Origin of the sequence: Sorangium sp. So ce367 (assembly GCF_051520455.1) — a bacterium.
GTDB lineage: Bacteria > Myxococcota_A > Polyangia > Polyangiales > Polyangiaceae > Sorangium > Sorangium cellulosum_B.
In genome coordinates this window covers 1,858,935-1,873,774 of sequence record NZ_CP150334.1, presented here as the reverse complement: position 1 = coordinate 1,873,774, position 14,840 = coordinate 1,858,935, and the positions used below count along the sequence as shown (strand labels likewise).

General features: G+C 71.1%; 10 protein-coding genes. 2 read left to right on the top strand and 8 right to left on the bottom strand.

Features of this window, described 5'->3' with window-relative positions; all coding sequences use genetic code 11:
• Positions 1 to 373: 373 nt before the first annotated feature.
• The 6 genes from WME97_RS07225 to WME97_RS07200 all read right to left on the bottom strand — a co-directional run bounded on the left by WME97_RS07225 (position 374) and on the right by WME97_RS07200 (position 7,324).
• A complete protein-coding gene (locus WME97_RS07225) occupies positions 374 to 1,468 on the bottom strand; it encodes a hypothetical protein (protein WP_437550564.1) in 1,095 nt (364 codons plus the stop codon).
• Positions 1,469 to 1,896: 428 nt separating this feature from the next.
• Complete coding sequence (locus tag WME97_RS07220; RefSeq protein ID WP_437550562.1) at positions 1,897 to 2,367, bottom strand: hypothetical protein; 471 nt, start codon at positions 2,365 to 2,367, stop codon at positions 1,897 to 1,899.
• 10 nt (positions 2,368 to 2,377) lie between these two features.
• Positions 2,378 to 3,580: an MFS transporter gene (locus tag WME97_RS07215; RefSeq protein WP_437550560.1), complete on the bottom strand. Its 1,203-nt coding sequence runs from the start codon at positions 3,578 to 3,580 to the stop codon at positions 2,378 to 2,380.
• Between the two features lie 45 nt (positions 3,581 to 3,625).
• Positions 3,626 to 4,879, bottom strand: coding sequence for an outer membrane protein assembly factor BamB family protein (locus tag WME97_RS07210; protein WP_437550558.1), 1,254 nt, complete (start codon positions 4,877 to 4,879; stop codon positions 3,626 to 3,628).
• A gap of 29 nt (positions 4,880 to 4,908) precedes the next feature.
• Positions 4,909 to 6,132, bottom strand: coding sequence for a DNA polymerase IV (locus tag WME97_RS07205; protein WP_437550556.1), 1,224 nt, complete (start codon positions 6,130 to 6,132; stop codon positions 4,909 to 4,911).
• A gap of 139 nt (positions 6,133 to 6,271) precedes the next feature.
• Positions 6,272 to 7,324 carry an FG-GAP repeat domain-containing protein gene (locus WME97_RS07200; protein ID WP_437550555.1) on the bottom strand — a complete coding sequence of 351 codons (1,053 nt, stop codon included), beginning with the start codon at positions 7,322 to 7,324 and terminating at the stop codon, positions 6,272 to 6,274.
• Positions 7,325 to 7,777: 453 nt separating this feature from the next.
• Here WME97_RS07200 and WME97_RS07195 point away from each other — a divergent pair, with 453 nt between their 5' ends.
• Entirely contained in the window at positions 7,778 to 8,965 is a 1,188-nt protein-coding gene (locus tag WME97_RS07195; RefSeq protein WP_437550553.1) for a hypothetical protein, read from the top strand.
• A 102-nt stretch (positions 8,966 to 9,067) separates the two neighbouring features.
• Here the strand turns inward: WME97_RS07195 and WME97_RS07190 are convergent, their stop codons facing one another.
• A complete protein-coding gene (locus WME97_RS07190; RefSeq protein WP_437550551.1) occupies positions 9,068 to 10,768 on the bottom strand; it encodes a hypothetical protein in 1,701 nt (566 codons plus the stop codon).
• Positions 10,769 to 11,155: 387 nt separating this feature from the next.
• Here WME97_RS07190 and WME97_RS07185 point away from each other — a divergent pair, with 387 nt between their 5' ends.
• Positions 11,156 to 12,466 carry an ABC transporter substrate-binding protein gene (locus tag WME97_RS07185; RefSeq protein WP_437550549.1) on the top strand — a complete coding sequence of 437 codons (1,311 nt, stop codon included), beginning with the start codon at positions 11,156 to 11,158 and terminating at the stop codon, positions 12,464 to 12,466.
• A gap of 181 nt (positions 12,467 to 12,647) precedes the next feature.
• Here WME97_RS07185 and WME97_RS07180 read toward each other — a convergent pair whose 3' ends face one another.
• Positions 12,648 to 14,795, bottom strand: coding sequence for a TonB-dependent receptor plug domain-containing protein (locus WME97_RS07180; protein WP_437550547.1), 2,148 nt, complete (start codon positions 14,793 to 14,795; stop codon positions 12,648 to 12,650).
• Positions 14,796 to 14,840: the final 45 nt, after the last annotated feature.

Sequence of the window (14,840 nt, the reverse complement as noted above, 5' to 3'; positions counted from 1 at the left end):
GGCGCTGGCGCCGCTGCGAGCGCGGCAGCCACATGAGACCACCTGTGGAGTCGAGCAAAGCGGGGCGCGGCAGCCACATGAGACCACCTGTGGAGTCGAGCCCGAGCACAGCGCGGCATCCCGAGAGCGCCAATCAGCGCGCTCTCATGCCAATCGCTTCATCAGCGACCGTCGTCGCCGCGACGACGCCACCGAAAGCGCACCTCGTTCATTCAAGGCACCTCCGGACGCGGCAGCGCGCTCGGCTCGTCGAGCGTGCCGAGCCCCTCGCCGTCGCGCCCGGAACCGTCGTCAGATCGGTGCAGATGGATGCTTCAACACGTCTCGTGGACCTCCCTGACGAGGTACAGCGGCGCCACGGGATAGCCAGGGGTCACGGTGCGACGTGGGTCACCGTCGAGCCTTCCACGGGCTGGTAATTGTTGACCTCCATCGGCTCCTCGCTCGTCGTGAACTCGTACGGACCCATCACATGAATCACATCGACGCTGGGGCCGCCGCCTTCGCCACCTCCGCCGCCTTCGCCACCTCCGCCGCCTTCGCCACCACCTCCGCTGCTCGCGCTGCTGCTCGCGCTGCTGCTGCTGCTCGCGCTGCTGCTGCTGCTCGCGCTGCTGCTGCTGCTCGCGCTGCTGCTGCTGCTGCTCGCGCTGCCGCCGCCTTCGCCGCCTTCGCCGCCCGCGCCTCCGGCCCCGGCCACCCCACCCGCGCCGCCTGCGCCGCTCATACCCCCCGCGCCGCCATCGCCGCTGGTGCCGCCCGCGCCGCCTGCGCCGCCTGCGCCGCTCATCCCCCCGGCGCCGCCTTCGCCCCCGGCGCCGCCTTCGCCGCGCTCCCCGCTAGGGCCGAAGAAGAAGCGCTCGCTGCTCGGAGCCCCGTCGCCTGTGCCGGGTCTCGTGACCGTGACGTAGTCGACATCGACGACGGTCGGATTGGCCCAGGGCCCCGTGTTGCCCGCCGTGACCTGGATCCCGATCATCTCCACCACGGTGCTGTTGAAGCGTGTATTTGCCGGAGCCAGCGCATCGACATCGATCTTGAGGTCCGTCCACTGTCCCAGGTCGGCAAGCGCGCTCCACGAGTAGCCGATGTTCGCATAGCCGAGATCACCCCCGTTCTGCACGAACGGCTGCAGACCGCCGCTCGTGCCGGCGCGGGTCCTCACGCGGAACGTGACGGTCGCGCCGGTCAGGTCGACCTTCTCGTGGAAGAAGATCATGAACTGCGTGGCCTGCATCGCCCTCGTGAGCGGCACGGAGAGCCGCGCGCAGCCAGGGCAGCCATCGCCCGGATCAACCACGCCTCCACCCACACCGCCGCCGGCACCACCAGCTGCGCCGCTACCACCGGAGGTCGCTGCGCCGCTCGAGCTGCTGTTCGCGCCCGTCAAGCCCGACGATGTGCTCGGGGGGAAGGGGAAGCCCCCGCCCGTACCGTCCTCGATCGCGGGGTTGTCCGTGCAACCCATGACGGCGAACGCGAAAACCAACAACCCACACCCCGCCGTAGAACGAACTGTTCTCATCCTAGCCCCTCCTAGATCCTTCCCGCGAGGCCCCGCGGCCAATGCCGCCGTTCGCCTTCAGCGGCTCCGACCACGCCCGAGCTCCTCCGAGCCAAACAGCACGGGACGAGACTATCCTGGACAGAGCAACTTCTCAACAACACGGACGTGCGGATCCGTCGTTACAGTTCAGCTCATTTCGCGATCACCGACGCCGGCGCCAATGCGCGTGAAGAGGCCACATCATGCCACCTGCCAAGTCGCGTCCGGAGCCCGGGCGCCCGCCTGCGCCAGCGGCCGAGCGTCCCTGGCTGCTTGGCCGTGGTGCGGTGTCGAGGCGACGGCGGCGCGCGGCACCGATAGAGAGAGCGGCCTCATCGGGGGCGCAGGGCTCAGCGCCCACCCGGCGACGGGGCGGCGGTGGGGTGGAGTAGCATCATGGCAATGGCGATCACATAAAACGAGAGGCCGACGAGCAGGAACGCGATCGCGACACGGTAGATCGTGGTCTTGCGATCGCGGTAGGCGAGCGAGGCGAAGACCCAGCCGCGCAGGTCGTCGCCCGGTTGCTCGGTGAGCCAGCGGATGTGCTGCACACCCCAGACGATCAGGGTCGCGGAGAGCAGGACGATCGCCACGCCGGCGATGATCAGCCCCTGCGCGTGGGGGCTGGTGCCGGCGATGAGGCGGCCGGAGAAGCCGGTCGTGGTGATGACGATGCCGCACAGACCGATGAGCACCTGAGCGCGGTTGTGGAGCACGGCGAACTGCCGCTCCAGGATCCCGTGGATGACGTCCCAGGACCCGGCGCCCACGAGCTCGATGAGCCGGTCCGCCTCCTCCTCTCTCTCGATCTTCTTCATGGCAGGCGCCCTAGCACCGCGGCGCCCGCGCCTCATCACGCCGCGCCGCGCGCGCGACGAACAGGCCGAACGCCGCGCCCGTCAGCGCGACGAGGAGCGCGCCCGAGGCCCACAGCACGGGGCGGTGCCCGTAGCGATCGACGCCCATCCCCACGACGGGCCCGAGCAGCACGAAGGCGAGGCGGAAGAGGAAGCTGCGGAGCGAGACGCAGCTCGCGCGATCGCCGTCGGGCGCGAGGCGCTGCTCCTCGTGGTGGAGCAGCGGCATGTGCAGCCCGCGCACGAGCGTCAGCAGGAAATAGAACGCGACCCCGAGCACGTGGCGCGAGAGCGCGAGGCCGAGGTACCCGACCGCGACCAGGACGACGCACGCGAGCAGCGTCCCCGTCATGCCGAGGCGGCGGCCGGCGCGCTCGCTCAGCATCGAGCCGAGCGCGGTGGTGAAGCTCGCGAGGGCCCACATGGGGCCAATCCACGCGACCGGGGCGCCTGCCTCGGTCGCGTACAGCGCCATGAGCCACGTCGGCAGGTACGACGCGAGCGCGAGCGCGACGCCGAGCAGCAGCACCGCGCGGAAGTCGGCGCGCTCGAACAGCGCGTCGCGCACGATCGCGCGCATGCGGCCCAGGTGGTCCTCGACCTTCGGCTCGGCGCGCCGGGTCTCGCCGAACCGGAGGGCGATCCCCGCCGCGAGCGCCCAGGCCGCGGCCTCCATCGCGAACGGCAGGCGGGACCAGCGCGCGTAAAGGAAGCCCGCGGCGAGCGCGGCGCTCCCCGCGGCGATCTGCGCGATCGACCGCATGCGTCCGTACCAGCGGGCGAACTCGTGCTCTTTGCCCTGCTCTCGCAGCGAGTCGAAGAGGAGCGCGGAGTCCGCCCCCGAGACGAGCGAGAACCCGACGCCGAGCACGAGCTCGGCGAGCAGCACCGACCAGAGCCCGCGCGAGAGCGCGTAGAGGACCCAGCCGGCGAGGATGCAAAAAGAGGCGATCACGAGCGCGCGTCGGTGACCCAGGCGATCGGCGATGTAGCCCGACGGGAACTCGAAGAGCGCGATGCTCAGGCTGAACGCGCCCTGCACGGCCATCATGGTGGCCACGCTCATGCCGATGTCCTGCGTCCAGAACAGCGGGAAGATGGCCGCCGGGAACATCAGCGATTGAACGCCGTGGTAGACGCAGATGCGCCAGGGGTTCTGCTGGACGGACGACATGGCGGGGAGTCGTTGAGCCCGCGCTGCCGCGGGCGCGCCGGACGCCTAGAACTCGGTCCCGATCATGTACCTGAGCTGCCCCGTCTTCAGCGAGAACACGTAGAGCGCCGTCCAGCTGGCGAAGAAGACGTCGTTCGCCGAGATCGAGATCCCGGACGAGACCTGCGACTTCTTGTGGACCTGCACGTCCCACAGCCGCTTGCCGGTGCCGGCCTCGAAGCAGGCGAGGCGCGTGCCGTCCTTGTGATCCTTCATGTCGTAAGGGACGACCAGGAACCCGCCTTCATAGGCCCCCGCATCCGCCCCCGTCGGCCTCGTGGTCAGCGGGTCGACGCCGGGCACCACCATCTTCCAGAGGACCTTCTTCTTGTCCACCGCGGCCACCATGCCGACCTGGCTGCCCTTGCTCCGGCCGCCGAGCAGGAACCGCGGCCCGGGCCCGCTCGGGATGATCGCGCCGCTCACCGACATGCCCTCGACTTCATGTGACCCGGGCAGGCCGAGCTCGTCGAACTCGTGCCAGCGGGCGAACCGATAACCGGGCGCCTCTTCCTGGATCGAGCTCGGGACCGTCTTGCAGGCCGCGCCCTTCGCGAGCTCGCGCCGCGTCCCGCTCGCCGGATCGAGCCCGTGCTTCGCGTCGTCGACCGTCTCGACGACGATGACGCCGTCGCCCTGGCACAGCCGCCTCGCCTTCTCACCGAGCAACGCCGACCACGACGGCGTCCCGGTGCGCAGATCATAGGCCTGCGCCTTGCCGAGCGCGTCGATCGAGATCAGGCGGCCGGAGACGATCGCGCGCCGCGCCTCGTGGTTGGCCGCGTCCTTGGTGAGCGCCGCCGTCTTCCAGATCGGCTTGCCGTCGCGCCCGTCGTAGGCCGCGATCCACTCCTCGCCGGCGGGGACGTTGCTCTTGCCGATCACGTCCGGCGCGCCGTCGCCGTTCACGTCGGCGAGCATCGGCCGATCGCTGAAGTACGTGTTCGGTCCCAGGCCGAGGAGCGGCGTCGACCGGCCCTTGGACGGCCCCGACGCGCTGAACATGAAGGCGCCGGCGGCCGCGCCGGCCACGACCATGGCCATGACGACCGACATCACGATGACCCCCGCCGCGTTGCTGGACGGCGGGGCGACCCGGACGACGTGCATGCCCTGCGGGATCGGCGCGGTGGTCGGCTTCCTGCCGCGATCGATGAGCGACCGCGCGCCGCAGTACTGGCAGGTGACTGCATCCATCGCCGGCTGAATCGGCAGCGGGGCGCCGCAGCGCGGACACCTGGAATCGACGATCCTGGCCATCGTCCCACTCTACACGAGCTCGCGACTGTCTATTTCTTCTTCTCGCTCTTCTTCTCGCGCTCGCCCGGGGCCGCGCGCGACGCCGCGCGGCCCGAGGGCGGGGGCTCCAGCAGCGCCGCGCGGGTGAGCCCCATCCCACCGAAGCGCTCGGCCACCTCCGCCACGACGCCCTCGAGGCGGCGGCGGCGCTCGGAGGCGACAGGGAACAGGCTCAGCGTCGGGCCGCCGGTCTCGCTCGTCAGGTCGCTCGCGGCGACGCCGACGAGCCGCACCGGCCGCGAGAGATCGAAGCGCGAGAGCAGCCCCTTCGCGCAGGTGTAGATCGAGTCCGTGTCGCTGACCGGCTCGGACAGCGTCGTCTGGCGCGTCCGCAGCGTGAAGTCCGAGTACTTGAGCTTCACCACCACCGCGCGGCAGGACAGGCCCGCCTTGAGCAGGCGCCGCGCCACGCGGCCCGACAGATCGAGCAGCCAGCGCTCGATCGGCTCCCTGCCCCGGAGGTCCTCCTCCACGGTCTCCTCCGCGCCGATCGACTCCGCCGCGCGGCCGGGGACGACCGCGCGCTCGTCGACGCCCGCGGCGAGCAGCCGCACGTGCTCGCCCCACGCGGGGCCGAGCAGCTCGTGGAGGCGCGGCGCGGGGCAGCGCGCGAGATCGCCGATGGTCGCGAGCCCCGCCGCGCGCAGCCGCTCGGCCGCGCGCGGGCCCACGCCCCACATGCGCTCGAGCGGCAGCGGCCCGAGGAAGGCGGCGACGTCGGCGGGGACCACGACGAGGCCGTCGGGCTTTCGCAGATCGCTCGCGATCTTCGCGGCGAACTTGCAGGGCGCGACGCCCGCGGAGGCCGTGAGCCCGGTCTCGTCGCGGATCGCGCGCTTGATCTGCGCGGCGATCGCCTCGCCGTCGCCGAAGAGCGCGCGGCTCGCGGTCACGTCGAGGAACGCCTCGTCGAGGGACAGCCCCTCCACGAGCGGCGTGAAGCGGCGGAAGATCGCGAAGACCTGCGCGCTCACCTCGGCGTAGCGGGCGTGCCGCACCGGCACGACGCTCGCCTGCGGGCAGCGGCGGAGCGCCTCGACCATCGGCATCGCCGAGCGGGCGCCCGAGGCGCGCGCCTCGTACGACGCGGCCGCGACGACGCCCCGCCGGGAGGCGCCGCCCACCAGGACGGGGCGGCCTCGCAGCGACGGGTCGTCGAGCTGCTCGACCGACGCGAAGAACGCGTCCATGTCGATGTGGAGGATCTGTCGCATCGCGGGGCGCCGATCGCACTCGAGGAGCGCGCCGGGATCAACCGGCGCTGTCCGGATTCATCTTGTTCCACCCGGGCACACGGGCGGGCAGGTCAACCGCCGGAGCGCGCCAGCGCGCGCCGCGAGCCGCCCGGGTCGGTCAGCCGCCGGGGGGGCCCAGGATCACCGGTCCTGGCGAGAGGACGTGGGTGCCGTTCATCAACCACACCGCAATCTGGCTCGTCCCCAGGCGTTGCCACACGACATCCGACATCAGATCGCCGTTGACGTCGCCGGCAGCGACCGCTGTCCAGCCGTCGCCGATCGGCCCGGGGACCACCGGCCCCGCGTCGAGGAGCTCGACGCCGTTCATCAGCCAGATCGCCACGAGGCCCCTCTCCTCGTTGCTCCAGAGCACGTCCGACATGCCGTCAGCGTTGAAGTCGGCCGCCCAGAGGACGTTCCATCCATCGCCGCTCGGCCCCGGGATCACCGGCCCCCGCCCGATGACCTCCGTGTTGCTCATCAGCCACACCGTCATCAAATTGCGCACCTCGTCGTTCCAGATCACATCCGCGATGCGATCGAAGTTGAAGTCGGGTATGGGGCCGATCTCCCAGTCGCCGCCCGGCCCGGGGATGAACGGGCCCGGTGCGAGCAGCTGGACGCCGTCCAGCAGCCACACCGTCATCAGGTTCTGCTCCTCGTTGTAAAAGAGCACATCCGAGGCGAGGTTGCGGTTGAAGTCGTTCGGCCGGATCACCCAGCCTCCGCCTCGCGGCCCCGGGAGCATCGGGCCCTGCGCGAACGGCCGGCCTCCGTCCGTCAGCCAGATCGTTATCAGGTCCCGCTCGTCGTGACGCCAGAGCACGTCCGCCAGGCCGTCGAGGTTGAAGTCGTGCCCTATGGCGAACCAGCCTCCGCCGGCCGGCCCGCGAAGGATCGGGCCCGGCGTGAGCAGCTGTACGCCTTCCATGAACCATACGGCCATGAGGCTGCGCTCGGGGTCGATCCAGAGCACATCCTGCTTTCCGTCGAAATTGTAGTCGATCACCTCGATGACCCGCCACCCGTAGGTGCTGGCCCGCTGCTCTGCGACCCCGAGGGTGGACGTCGCAGCCGCCGCGGATCCGCCCTCGTCGGGCAGGTCGAGGCCGGCCGCGCAGCCGAGCACGGCGTGAATCGCAGCGGCGGCACACAGATACTTGCTCACGACCACAGGACTCGTCACGCTCGCCTCTCTTGCGCCGCGTGCGCGGCAAGGCCGCCGATCCCGGGGGGATGCGCGACCTCGCCCGTGGGCACGCCGCTCACGCGCGTCCTGGACCGGCAAGCGCCAGTCCATTCGAGGCCGGCGTTTGCGCCGGGAGTGTTCGCGCTGTGGACGCCGCCGTGGCGCGCGCAGGGGAGCGCGCTCCACTCCACGCTTCTTGCAGGGAGCGTCGCCCGATAGGACTTCTATGCTCATCGAGCTGGTCTCACGGAGGACTCCCGAGCTCACGGCGCTCACGGGCTGGCTGCACTCTGGCCGCCGTCGCCTCGGAGTCGGAAGAAGAGGCCTCCCGGGACACCGGGACGCGGAAGGCGACGCTCGGCTCCTCGGCGCACTCCACGCCTGAGTGGCTCCGTCTCTTCGCTGCTCTGCTCGCAACCCAGGGGAGTGAACATGTTTGTTCCCGACGTAAAGCTCGTGCTCGGCACGGCGATGCTGCTCGTTCCATCCATCACTTGCGTGAGCCCGCGGGATGCGTCCGAGGTGCCCGAGCGCGCGGACAGCGGCGTACGGGCCGGGGTCGGCGAGGCCCGGCAGGCCCTGTGTTTTGGTCGGACGATCACGAACGTCCTCGTCCTGCCGGAGACGTTCCACTGGGAGGACGCCGCCCACCTGCTCCGCGTGGCGGAGGGGTTCGGCCCGCGGACCCTCAGCGTCTCCGTGTCGGCGAGCGTCTCGCCGGCGGTGCGCGTGCTGAGCACCGTCACACCCAGGGTGCCCCCGCCCGCGGAGCGCACACGGGCCAGTCGCGCGCCCAACAACCTCTGGCCCTTGCCGGCGCTCGCGGAGGAGGACCCGTTCGGGGTCTTCCAGCCCTTCCCGGGCGCCCCGGGCGGCACCGGCACCTGGGGCCCTCAGCCCTCGACGGGGATGCCGGGCAGCGGCGGCGGCTGGAGCTATCAGCCCGCGCCGGGCATGCCGGGCGGCGGCACCTGGGGTCCTCAGCCGACCTCGGCCACGCCGGGCGACGACACGTCCCCGGGCGCCCAGCCCACGCCGGGCCCGCTGGACGACTGCGTGCCGTCGGACGACCAGATCACCAGGGCGGTCGGGTTCGACGTGAGCGCGAGCGTCGGGCTCGACGCGACCTCGGTCCTGTTCGTGCCCACGGCCGCGCTCGCGCGGGTCTCGGCCTATCCGGTCTACCAGCAATACACCTGGGATATCGTCAGCACCACCGGCTGGAACTGGGAGACCCATGCAGCGGAGACCGTCGTCGTGGGCTCTGGCATCGCCTACAGGCCGATCGGTATCTATTTCGATACCGACCTCATCTATGATCTGGCCGCGATCGGCGGCGGTCTGATCGACCCGGGCCCGTACGTGGACCCGGGCGGCGGCACCGGCGGTGCGGGCAACGGCTCGACCTCCCCCGGAGACGACGAGGCCAGCGGCGCCGGGACCACCGGCGTCGCGGCCACCGCCGCGGCCACCGGCGGCGCGAGCACGGGAGCCGGCGCGGGCGGCCCCGGCGATTCGGGAACCGGCTCCGGTGGCCGCGACGGAGCGGGCGGCGCCGGCGCCAACGACGGCGCGGGCGGCGCGGGCGGCGCGGGTGGTCCTTGGATCATCGATCCGTAGACAGCTGGCGGTGCCGGCGCTCCGGGTAGGGCGGCCGGCACCGGCGGGGGCTCGCAAAGCAGCCGACCTGGACGATGCAACGCGCCGCCCAGCGCGCCGCCCCTACCGCGCCGCCCGCGCGATCTCGTCGGCCGCCCGCGCCCTCTCCTCCGCCGCCTTCGCGAGCGGCCCCGTCAGGAGCGCCTGCGCCTCGCGGAAGCGCGCCGCCACGTCGGACCAGTAGCTCGCCTCGGCGCTCTGCGGGGCGGCGATCTGCTTGATGACGGCCGCGTCGTACGCCGCGATGCCCGCGTACGCCGAGGCGGGCTTCGCGCGGGCCACCCAGTCGAGCGCGGCGAGCTCGCCCAGGCCGAGCCCCGCGAGCGGCGCCCGCCGCATCATGAGCGCCGCGTCCTCGGGGCCGTTGCGCAGGCCGAGCGCGACCGCGAGCAGCGCCGTCGCCTCGGCGGGGCGCGGGGTGTCCTTGGGCCACGCCGCGAGCAGCGCGGTCGCCTGATCGAAGTCCACGGCCCGCCAGTACAGCCGGCCGAGCTCGAGCCGCGCCCTCGCGTAGAGGAGCCTCGACTCGGGCGAGAGCTGCGCGGTGCGCAGCGCCGCGCGGTGCTGGAGCGGGACGCCCCGGCCGAGCAGGACGCGCAGGAGCTCGGGCCGCGCCGCCGCCTCGGGCGCGATCAGGCGGCCCGCGTAGTACGTCGGCAGCCGGGCCGCGAGCCGCTCGACGGCCGACGAGGGGGCGGCGCCCGCCGCGAGCGGCGGCAGCTCCAGCGCGTCCAGCGCGTCGACGCGCCGGCCGCCGTAGAGGCGCGAGAGCATCTCTCGCGCGCCGTCGACGCGGGCGTCGCGGAGGACGCCGACCGACGAGAGCTCGCGCAGGCCGACGAGCGCGGCGTCACGGCCGCGGGCCTTCCAGGGATCGAGCAGCTGATCGAGCTCGCCGTAATAGACGTTCGCGAGCTCCGCGTCCTTCCGCATGGCGTCCGGCAGCGGCGCGGACCGGACCGCCTCGACGAGCCGCATGTCGGCCCGCCCCGACTCCACGGCGACGATGCCCTTCGCGTAGAACGGAAGCTCGACGCCGCGCCGCCCGAGATCCTCGATCGCCCGGGCCTGCTCCGTCACCCACGCGAAGAGCGGCCCCTTGGTGAACGCGAGGACGCGCTGGACATCGTAGGGCGGCCGCAGCGTGGGCGGCTCGGTCGCGGTGCGCGCGAGCCGGGCGGAGAGCGTCAGGCCGAGCAGCACCTGGTAGAGGTCGCCCCGGAGCGCGGCGGGCGGCGCTTCGAGGAGCGGCGCGGCGATGGCGTCGCCGCAGGTGATGGGCGCGAGCTCGGCCCGGAGCGCGCGCGCGAGGCCCGCCTCGAGGCCCGCGCACGCCTCGACGCCCGCGAGCCGCGCGTCGCGCTTCGCCGCGTCGTCCTCGGCGAGCGCGGCGTCGAGCGCCTCGATCGCGCCCTGCGCGTCGCCGCAGGGCTGCGCCGGCGCGACGGCGGCGCGCCGCACGAACGCCTCGCACGCGCGCGGCGCGGCGGGCACGCCGGCCGGCGCCGGGGGGACCAGCGCGGTCTTCGGGTCGAAGGGCGCCGGCTTCAGGATCGGGAGCCACTCGTCCTTGAGCGTGCCGTGGACGGCGAAGGCCTCTTCCTCCGGGAGCGGCGCCGGCGGCGGGGTCGCCGGGCGGCCGTCGCCCGGCGAAACCGGCGCGTTCGGCGCGGGCGGAGGCGCCCCGGCGCAGGCCGCGAGGGAGAGCCCGATCGCGGCGGCGAGGGCGTTGAAGGCGAAGTGCGAGCGAAGGTGGGAGGGCATCACGTCTCCTTGGACACGGGCGGTCCGCAAAGGTTTCGCGGAGGAGCGGCGGGCGTCCATCACAATCCGAGCGGGGGCGCAACCCGGGCGCCGGCGACGGCACGACGCCGCGGCCGGCGCCCGACCCGGGGTCTCTCTCCCGGTCACGCTCTCACCACGGCCCGACAGCCGCGTTCGACGGGCATCGATCGCAGAACGCAAACAGCAAACCTTGTGGTGCGCATCGCACCCACGGCCCTTGACAGCTCCGTCCTCAATGCGATGTCATCGTCTCGAAGGACAACCATGTACACTGCGATGCCTACCGTTCGGGACTGCCTCCATCGAGCCGGCGCGTGGCTGGGCGCTCGCAGGCGACGCATGCGCTGTATGGAGACCGGGCTGATTGTGGGACTCGCGTCCCTGCTCTCGACGTCCTGCTCGTCGACGGCGCCCGATGAGCCCGATGAGCCCGAGAACGCCATCAGAATCGGGGCCCTCCTCCCCTTCTCCGGGGGCGAGTCGGCCATCGGCCGCAACCTCGAGCAAGCCATGTTGCTCGCGGTCCAAGACCTGAACGCCGCGGGCGGGCTCGAAGGGAGGCCCTTCGACATCGTGAGCCGAGACAGCCACTCGACCCAGGACCGCGGGCTCGACCAGCTGCTCTCGCTGATCTACACGGATGATGTCCGTTACCTGGTAGGGCCCGAAGAGAACGAGCTCGCCCGCGACATCGCGATCGAGGTGAAGAAGGAGGACATCCTCCACATGCTGACGGGTTATGCCGCGCCCTCCATCGCGCGCCGTGAGGACGTGGGCGGCAGGATGAGGCTCGCCCCTTCCCCGTTCGGCATCGGCTGCGCGCTCGCGAAACACATCGTTAGCGAGGGTGTCCGCACCGCCAATAGCCTCTCCGCGCGGGACGACTACAACACAGCCGTCAGCACCGAGTTCACGACCCATTTCGCGGCGCTCCAGGGCAGGATCCTCCCCTCGGTGACGTTCAAGCCGGGCGCACAGACGTACAACGACAAGATCAAAGCCGCCTTCTACCTGGACGACGAGACGGAGCGGGCGCCGGCCGGCCGCACGCTGCTGGCCGCCTATCCCGCCGCCGCCTCGACCATCGTGACCGAATGGACCGTCCACGGGCGTCCGGGCAGGTGGCTCCTCGGACCTGCGTTGCACACCGAGGTGTTCCTCGCCAACATCCCTCAAGGCGCGCTCGATGACTCCTACGGGATCTCGCCCTCCCTCAGCCTGCGGAGCGAGTGCACCCCCAAGGACGAAACCGGGGAGAAGCTCGATTGCACGAACTGGAACACCACGGCCTTCACCTATCACTTCTCCCGCCGGTGGAACCGCGAGGTGCCGTTCCCCGCAGCGCACTTCTATTACGACGGCGTCGTCCTCATCGCGATGGGCCTCGTGTACGGCTACGCGACCACCGGGCAGATCATCACGTCCGGACATGAGCTGCGGCAGAAGATCCTCGAGCTCAACGACCCCAAGAACGACGTCGCCTTGTGGTGGGATCTGAGCACCGCGATGGCCAGGCTCCGCGCGGGGACCCCGCTCCGCTACATCGGCGCAGCCGCCGAATACGAGTTCGACTCCTACGGGGCGAGCCAGAATCACATCATGCAAACGTGGACCATCGAAGGCGACAAGTTCCGCGATCTCGACCCCTTCGACGCCAAGTGTGTGGTCCAGCAATGATCTAGAGCGCTGCAGCTTGTTAGAGCGGTTTTCAGCTGAGCCTAGTACGAGCGTCGCAGAGCGGCGGTCACCCGCACAGGAGACGGGTCCAGATCGGCGTTTTCGGCGCGGAAGCGCACTCCTGTGCGCTGAGCACCGAAAACGTCGAGATGGGCCCGTATCCGAAGCGGGTGACCGCCGCTCAATAGCGGTGTCGTAGCTCGAAGAAGATCTCGCGCGGCGCGAGCGGGTACTCGAAGCCCGAGAAGCCGGGATCCGGGCCGAAGGTGCCGAGGATGTTCTTGGCGCGCACGGCCAGGGTCGTCTCGTGCCCCGGGATGATCCACAGGTTGCGCGCGACCAGGCTGGCGTTCCACCTGAGGTACGTGGGCAGCTCGAACGCGCCGCCGGCCTCCAGGGTGCTCGCCTCCGCGGACTGCCGGGGCCCGACGAGGATCCCTTGCGTCGAGAGCTCCAGCGGCACGGAGCTCGGCGACGGCAGCTTCACATAGGCGCCGGCGCGGGCGATCCAGCGCGGGTACGCGACCATCGACGAGCCGACCAGATCCGCCTGGTACCCCACCTGGCCGGAGTCCCGGGTGGAATGCACGGTCTCGAACGACCCGTAGCCCCCGACGGCGTCGCCGTGCCGCAGCTCGGCGCGGGTCGCCCAGATCAAGGACTTCTGGCTGGCGATGTTCAGCGCCGTCTTGTTGATGCCCCGCGGAACGAACTCTGCCTTGTCGTTCAAGAGGCTGTACGACACCCCCGTGCTCGCCGAGGCCCAGACAGCAGGCCTCCACGTCAGCTCCGCGTCCACGGTGTGGATGAGCTGAGGCGACAGGCGCTCGTTCCCGATCACGTCGCCCGGCACGAGGGGCTCGGCGAAGAGCAGATACGGGGACGGCGCCTTGAAGGCGCTGCCGTACAGCAGCTTGGCCACGACCGTCTTTCCCAGGTGCGAGGTCGCCCCGAACCGACCGGTCAGCTGATTGCCATACTTGCTGTGGTGATCGTAGCGGAGCCCGCCCGTGACCTTCAGCCACGGATCGAGCACCTTGAGGTTGGCGCTAAGGAGCGCCCCGATGTCGACGAGCTCGGCCGATTGCTGCTCCCGCTCCGGGGAGCCGAAGGACTGCCCCGTTTCCTTGGTGACCCGGCGGAAGGACGGCAGGTCCTCCTTGTCGTAGACGGACTCCAGATTCAATATCAGGTTGAATCGGTCCCACGGCATCCACCGGGCCTCGACGCTCGCGTCCACGCCGCGATACGCCATGCGCCGCTCGATGTAGTACCAGCCGCCGGCGAGGTCGACGCGGTCGTCCGGCAGGACGCCGCCCTGGAAGTACATCCCTTGCACCGCGAACGCGAGTTCCCGGTTCAGCTGGTAAAGCCCGTCGATCGCCACCCGACGCTGCTGGAGGCTGACCACCGTGCCGACACGGTTCCCCTCGTCGTCCGTCCCGCCGGTGAGCTGGGCCCATTGCGCAAAATCCCCGCCGCGCCGGAGGCCTGACCAGTACGCGCTGAGCCTGAGGTGGTGCCCACGCTCGGGATGGCGATACCCGATGCGCGCCCCGACGACCCCCGACAAACGCTCGAGGTTCTGGGCGTCCAGGCGCCCCGCGTTGTAGGGCGGGATGCGGGGAAGCGGGGACTGGGTAGGCATCTCCAGGCCGCTTCGATCGTCGAGCTCCCCCGCGGCCGTCAGCATCATCTCGAAGCGGTCGGTGAACATGCCGCCCACGAGGTCGAAGCGGCCGCGCGGGTGGTCCCTCGTCACGCCGGCTTGCACCGTGCCGTCGACGAAGGGAATGTCCTCCGGATCGAGGGTGATGATGTTGACGACCCCGAGGAACGCATCGGCGCCATAGAGCGCCGACGCCGGACCGCGGACGATCTCGATCTGCTTGATGGCCGACAGCGGGATCAGCTCCGTGCCCAGCCAGTTGCCGCTGGTGGTCCGGAACGCCGCCGATCGACCGTTGATCATCACCTTGATCCCGCCGCTCTCGGCCCCCAGCCCGCCTGTCATCCCCTGCACGCCGGCGTTCGGCAGGATGTGGTCGTCGATGAGATAGAACCCGACGACGTGCTCCAGCACCTCGCCGACGCTCGTGTATCCCCAGCGCTGGATCTCTTCGGCGGTGATCGCCGTCATGATGGCGGGCGCGTCGTCGAGGGTCTCCAGCGTCTTGGTGGCGGTGGACACCTCGACGTCGAGCAGCCTCAAGAGGTCGACGTCCTCGAGCGCGTCGTTCCGGCGCTCACCCCCCACCGCCTTCGGCGCTCCCGGCGCCGTCGCGGTCGTCGGCTGGGCCCATGCGAGACCGGGGATCGAAGCGATCACCAGCGCAACCATCCACCGGGTTTCGAGTGAGGCAAGCATCATGCG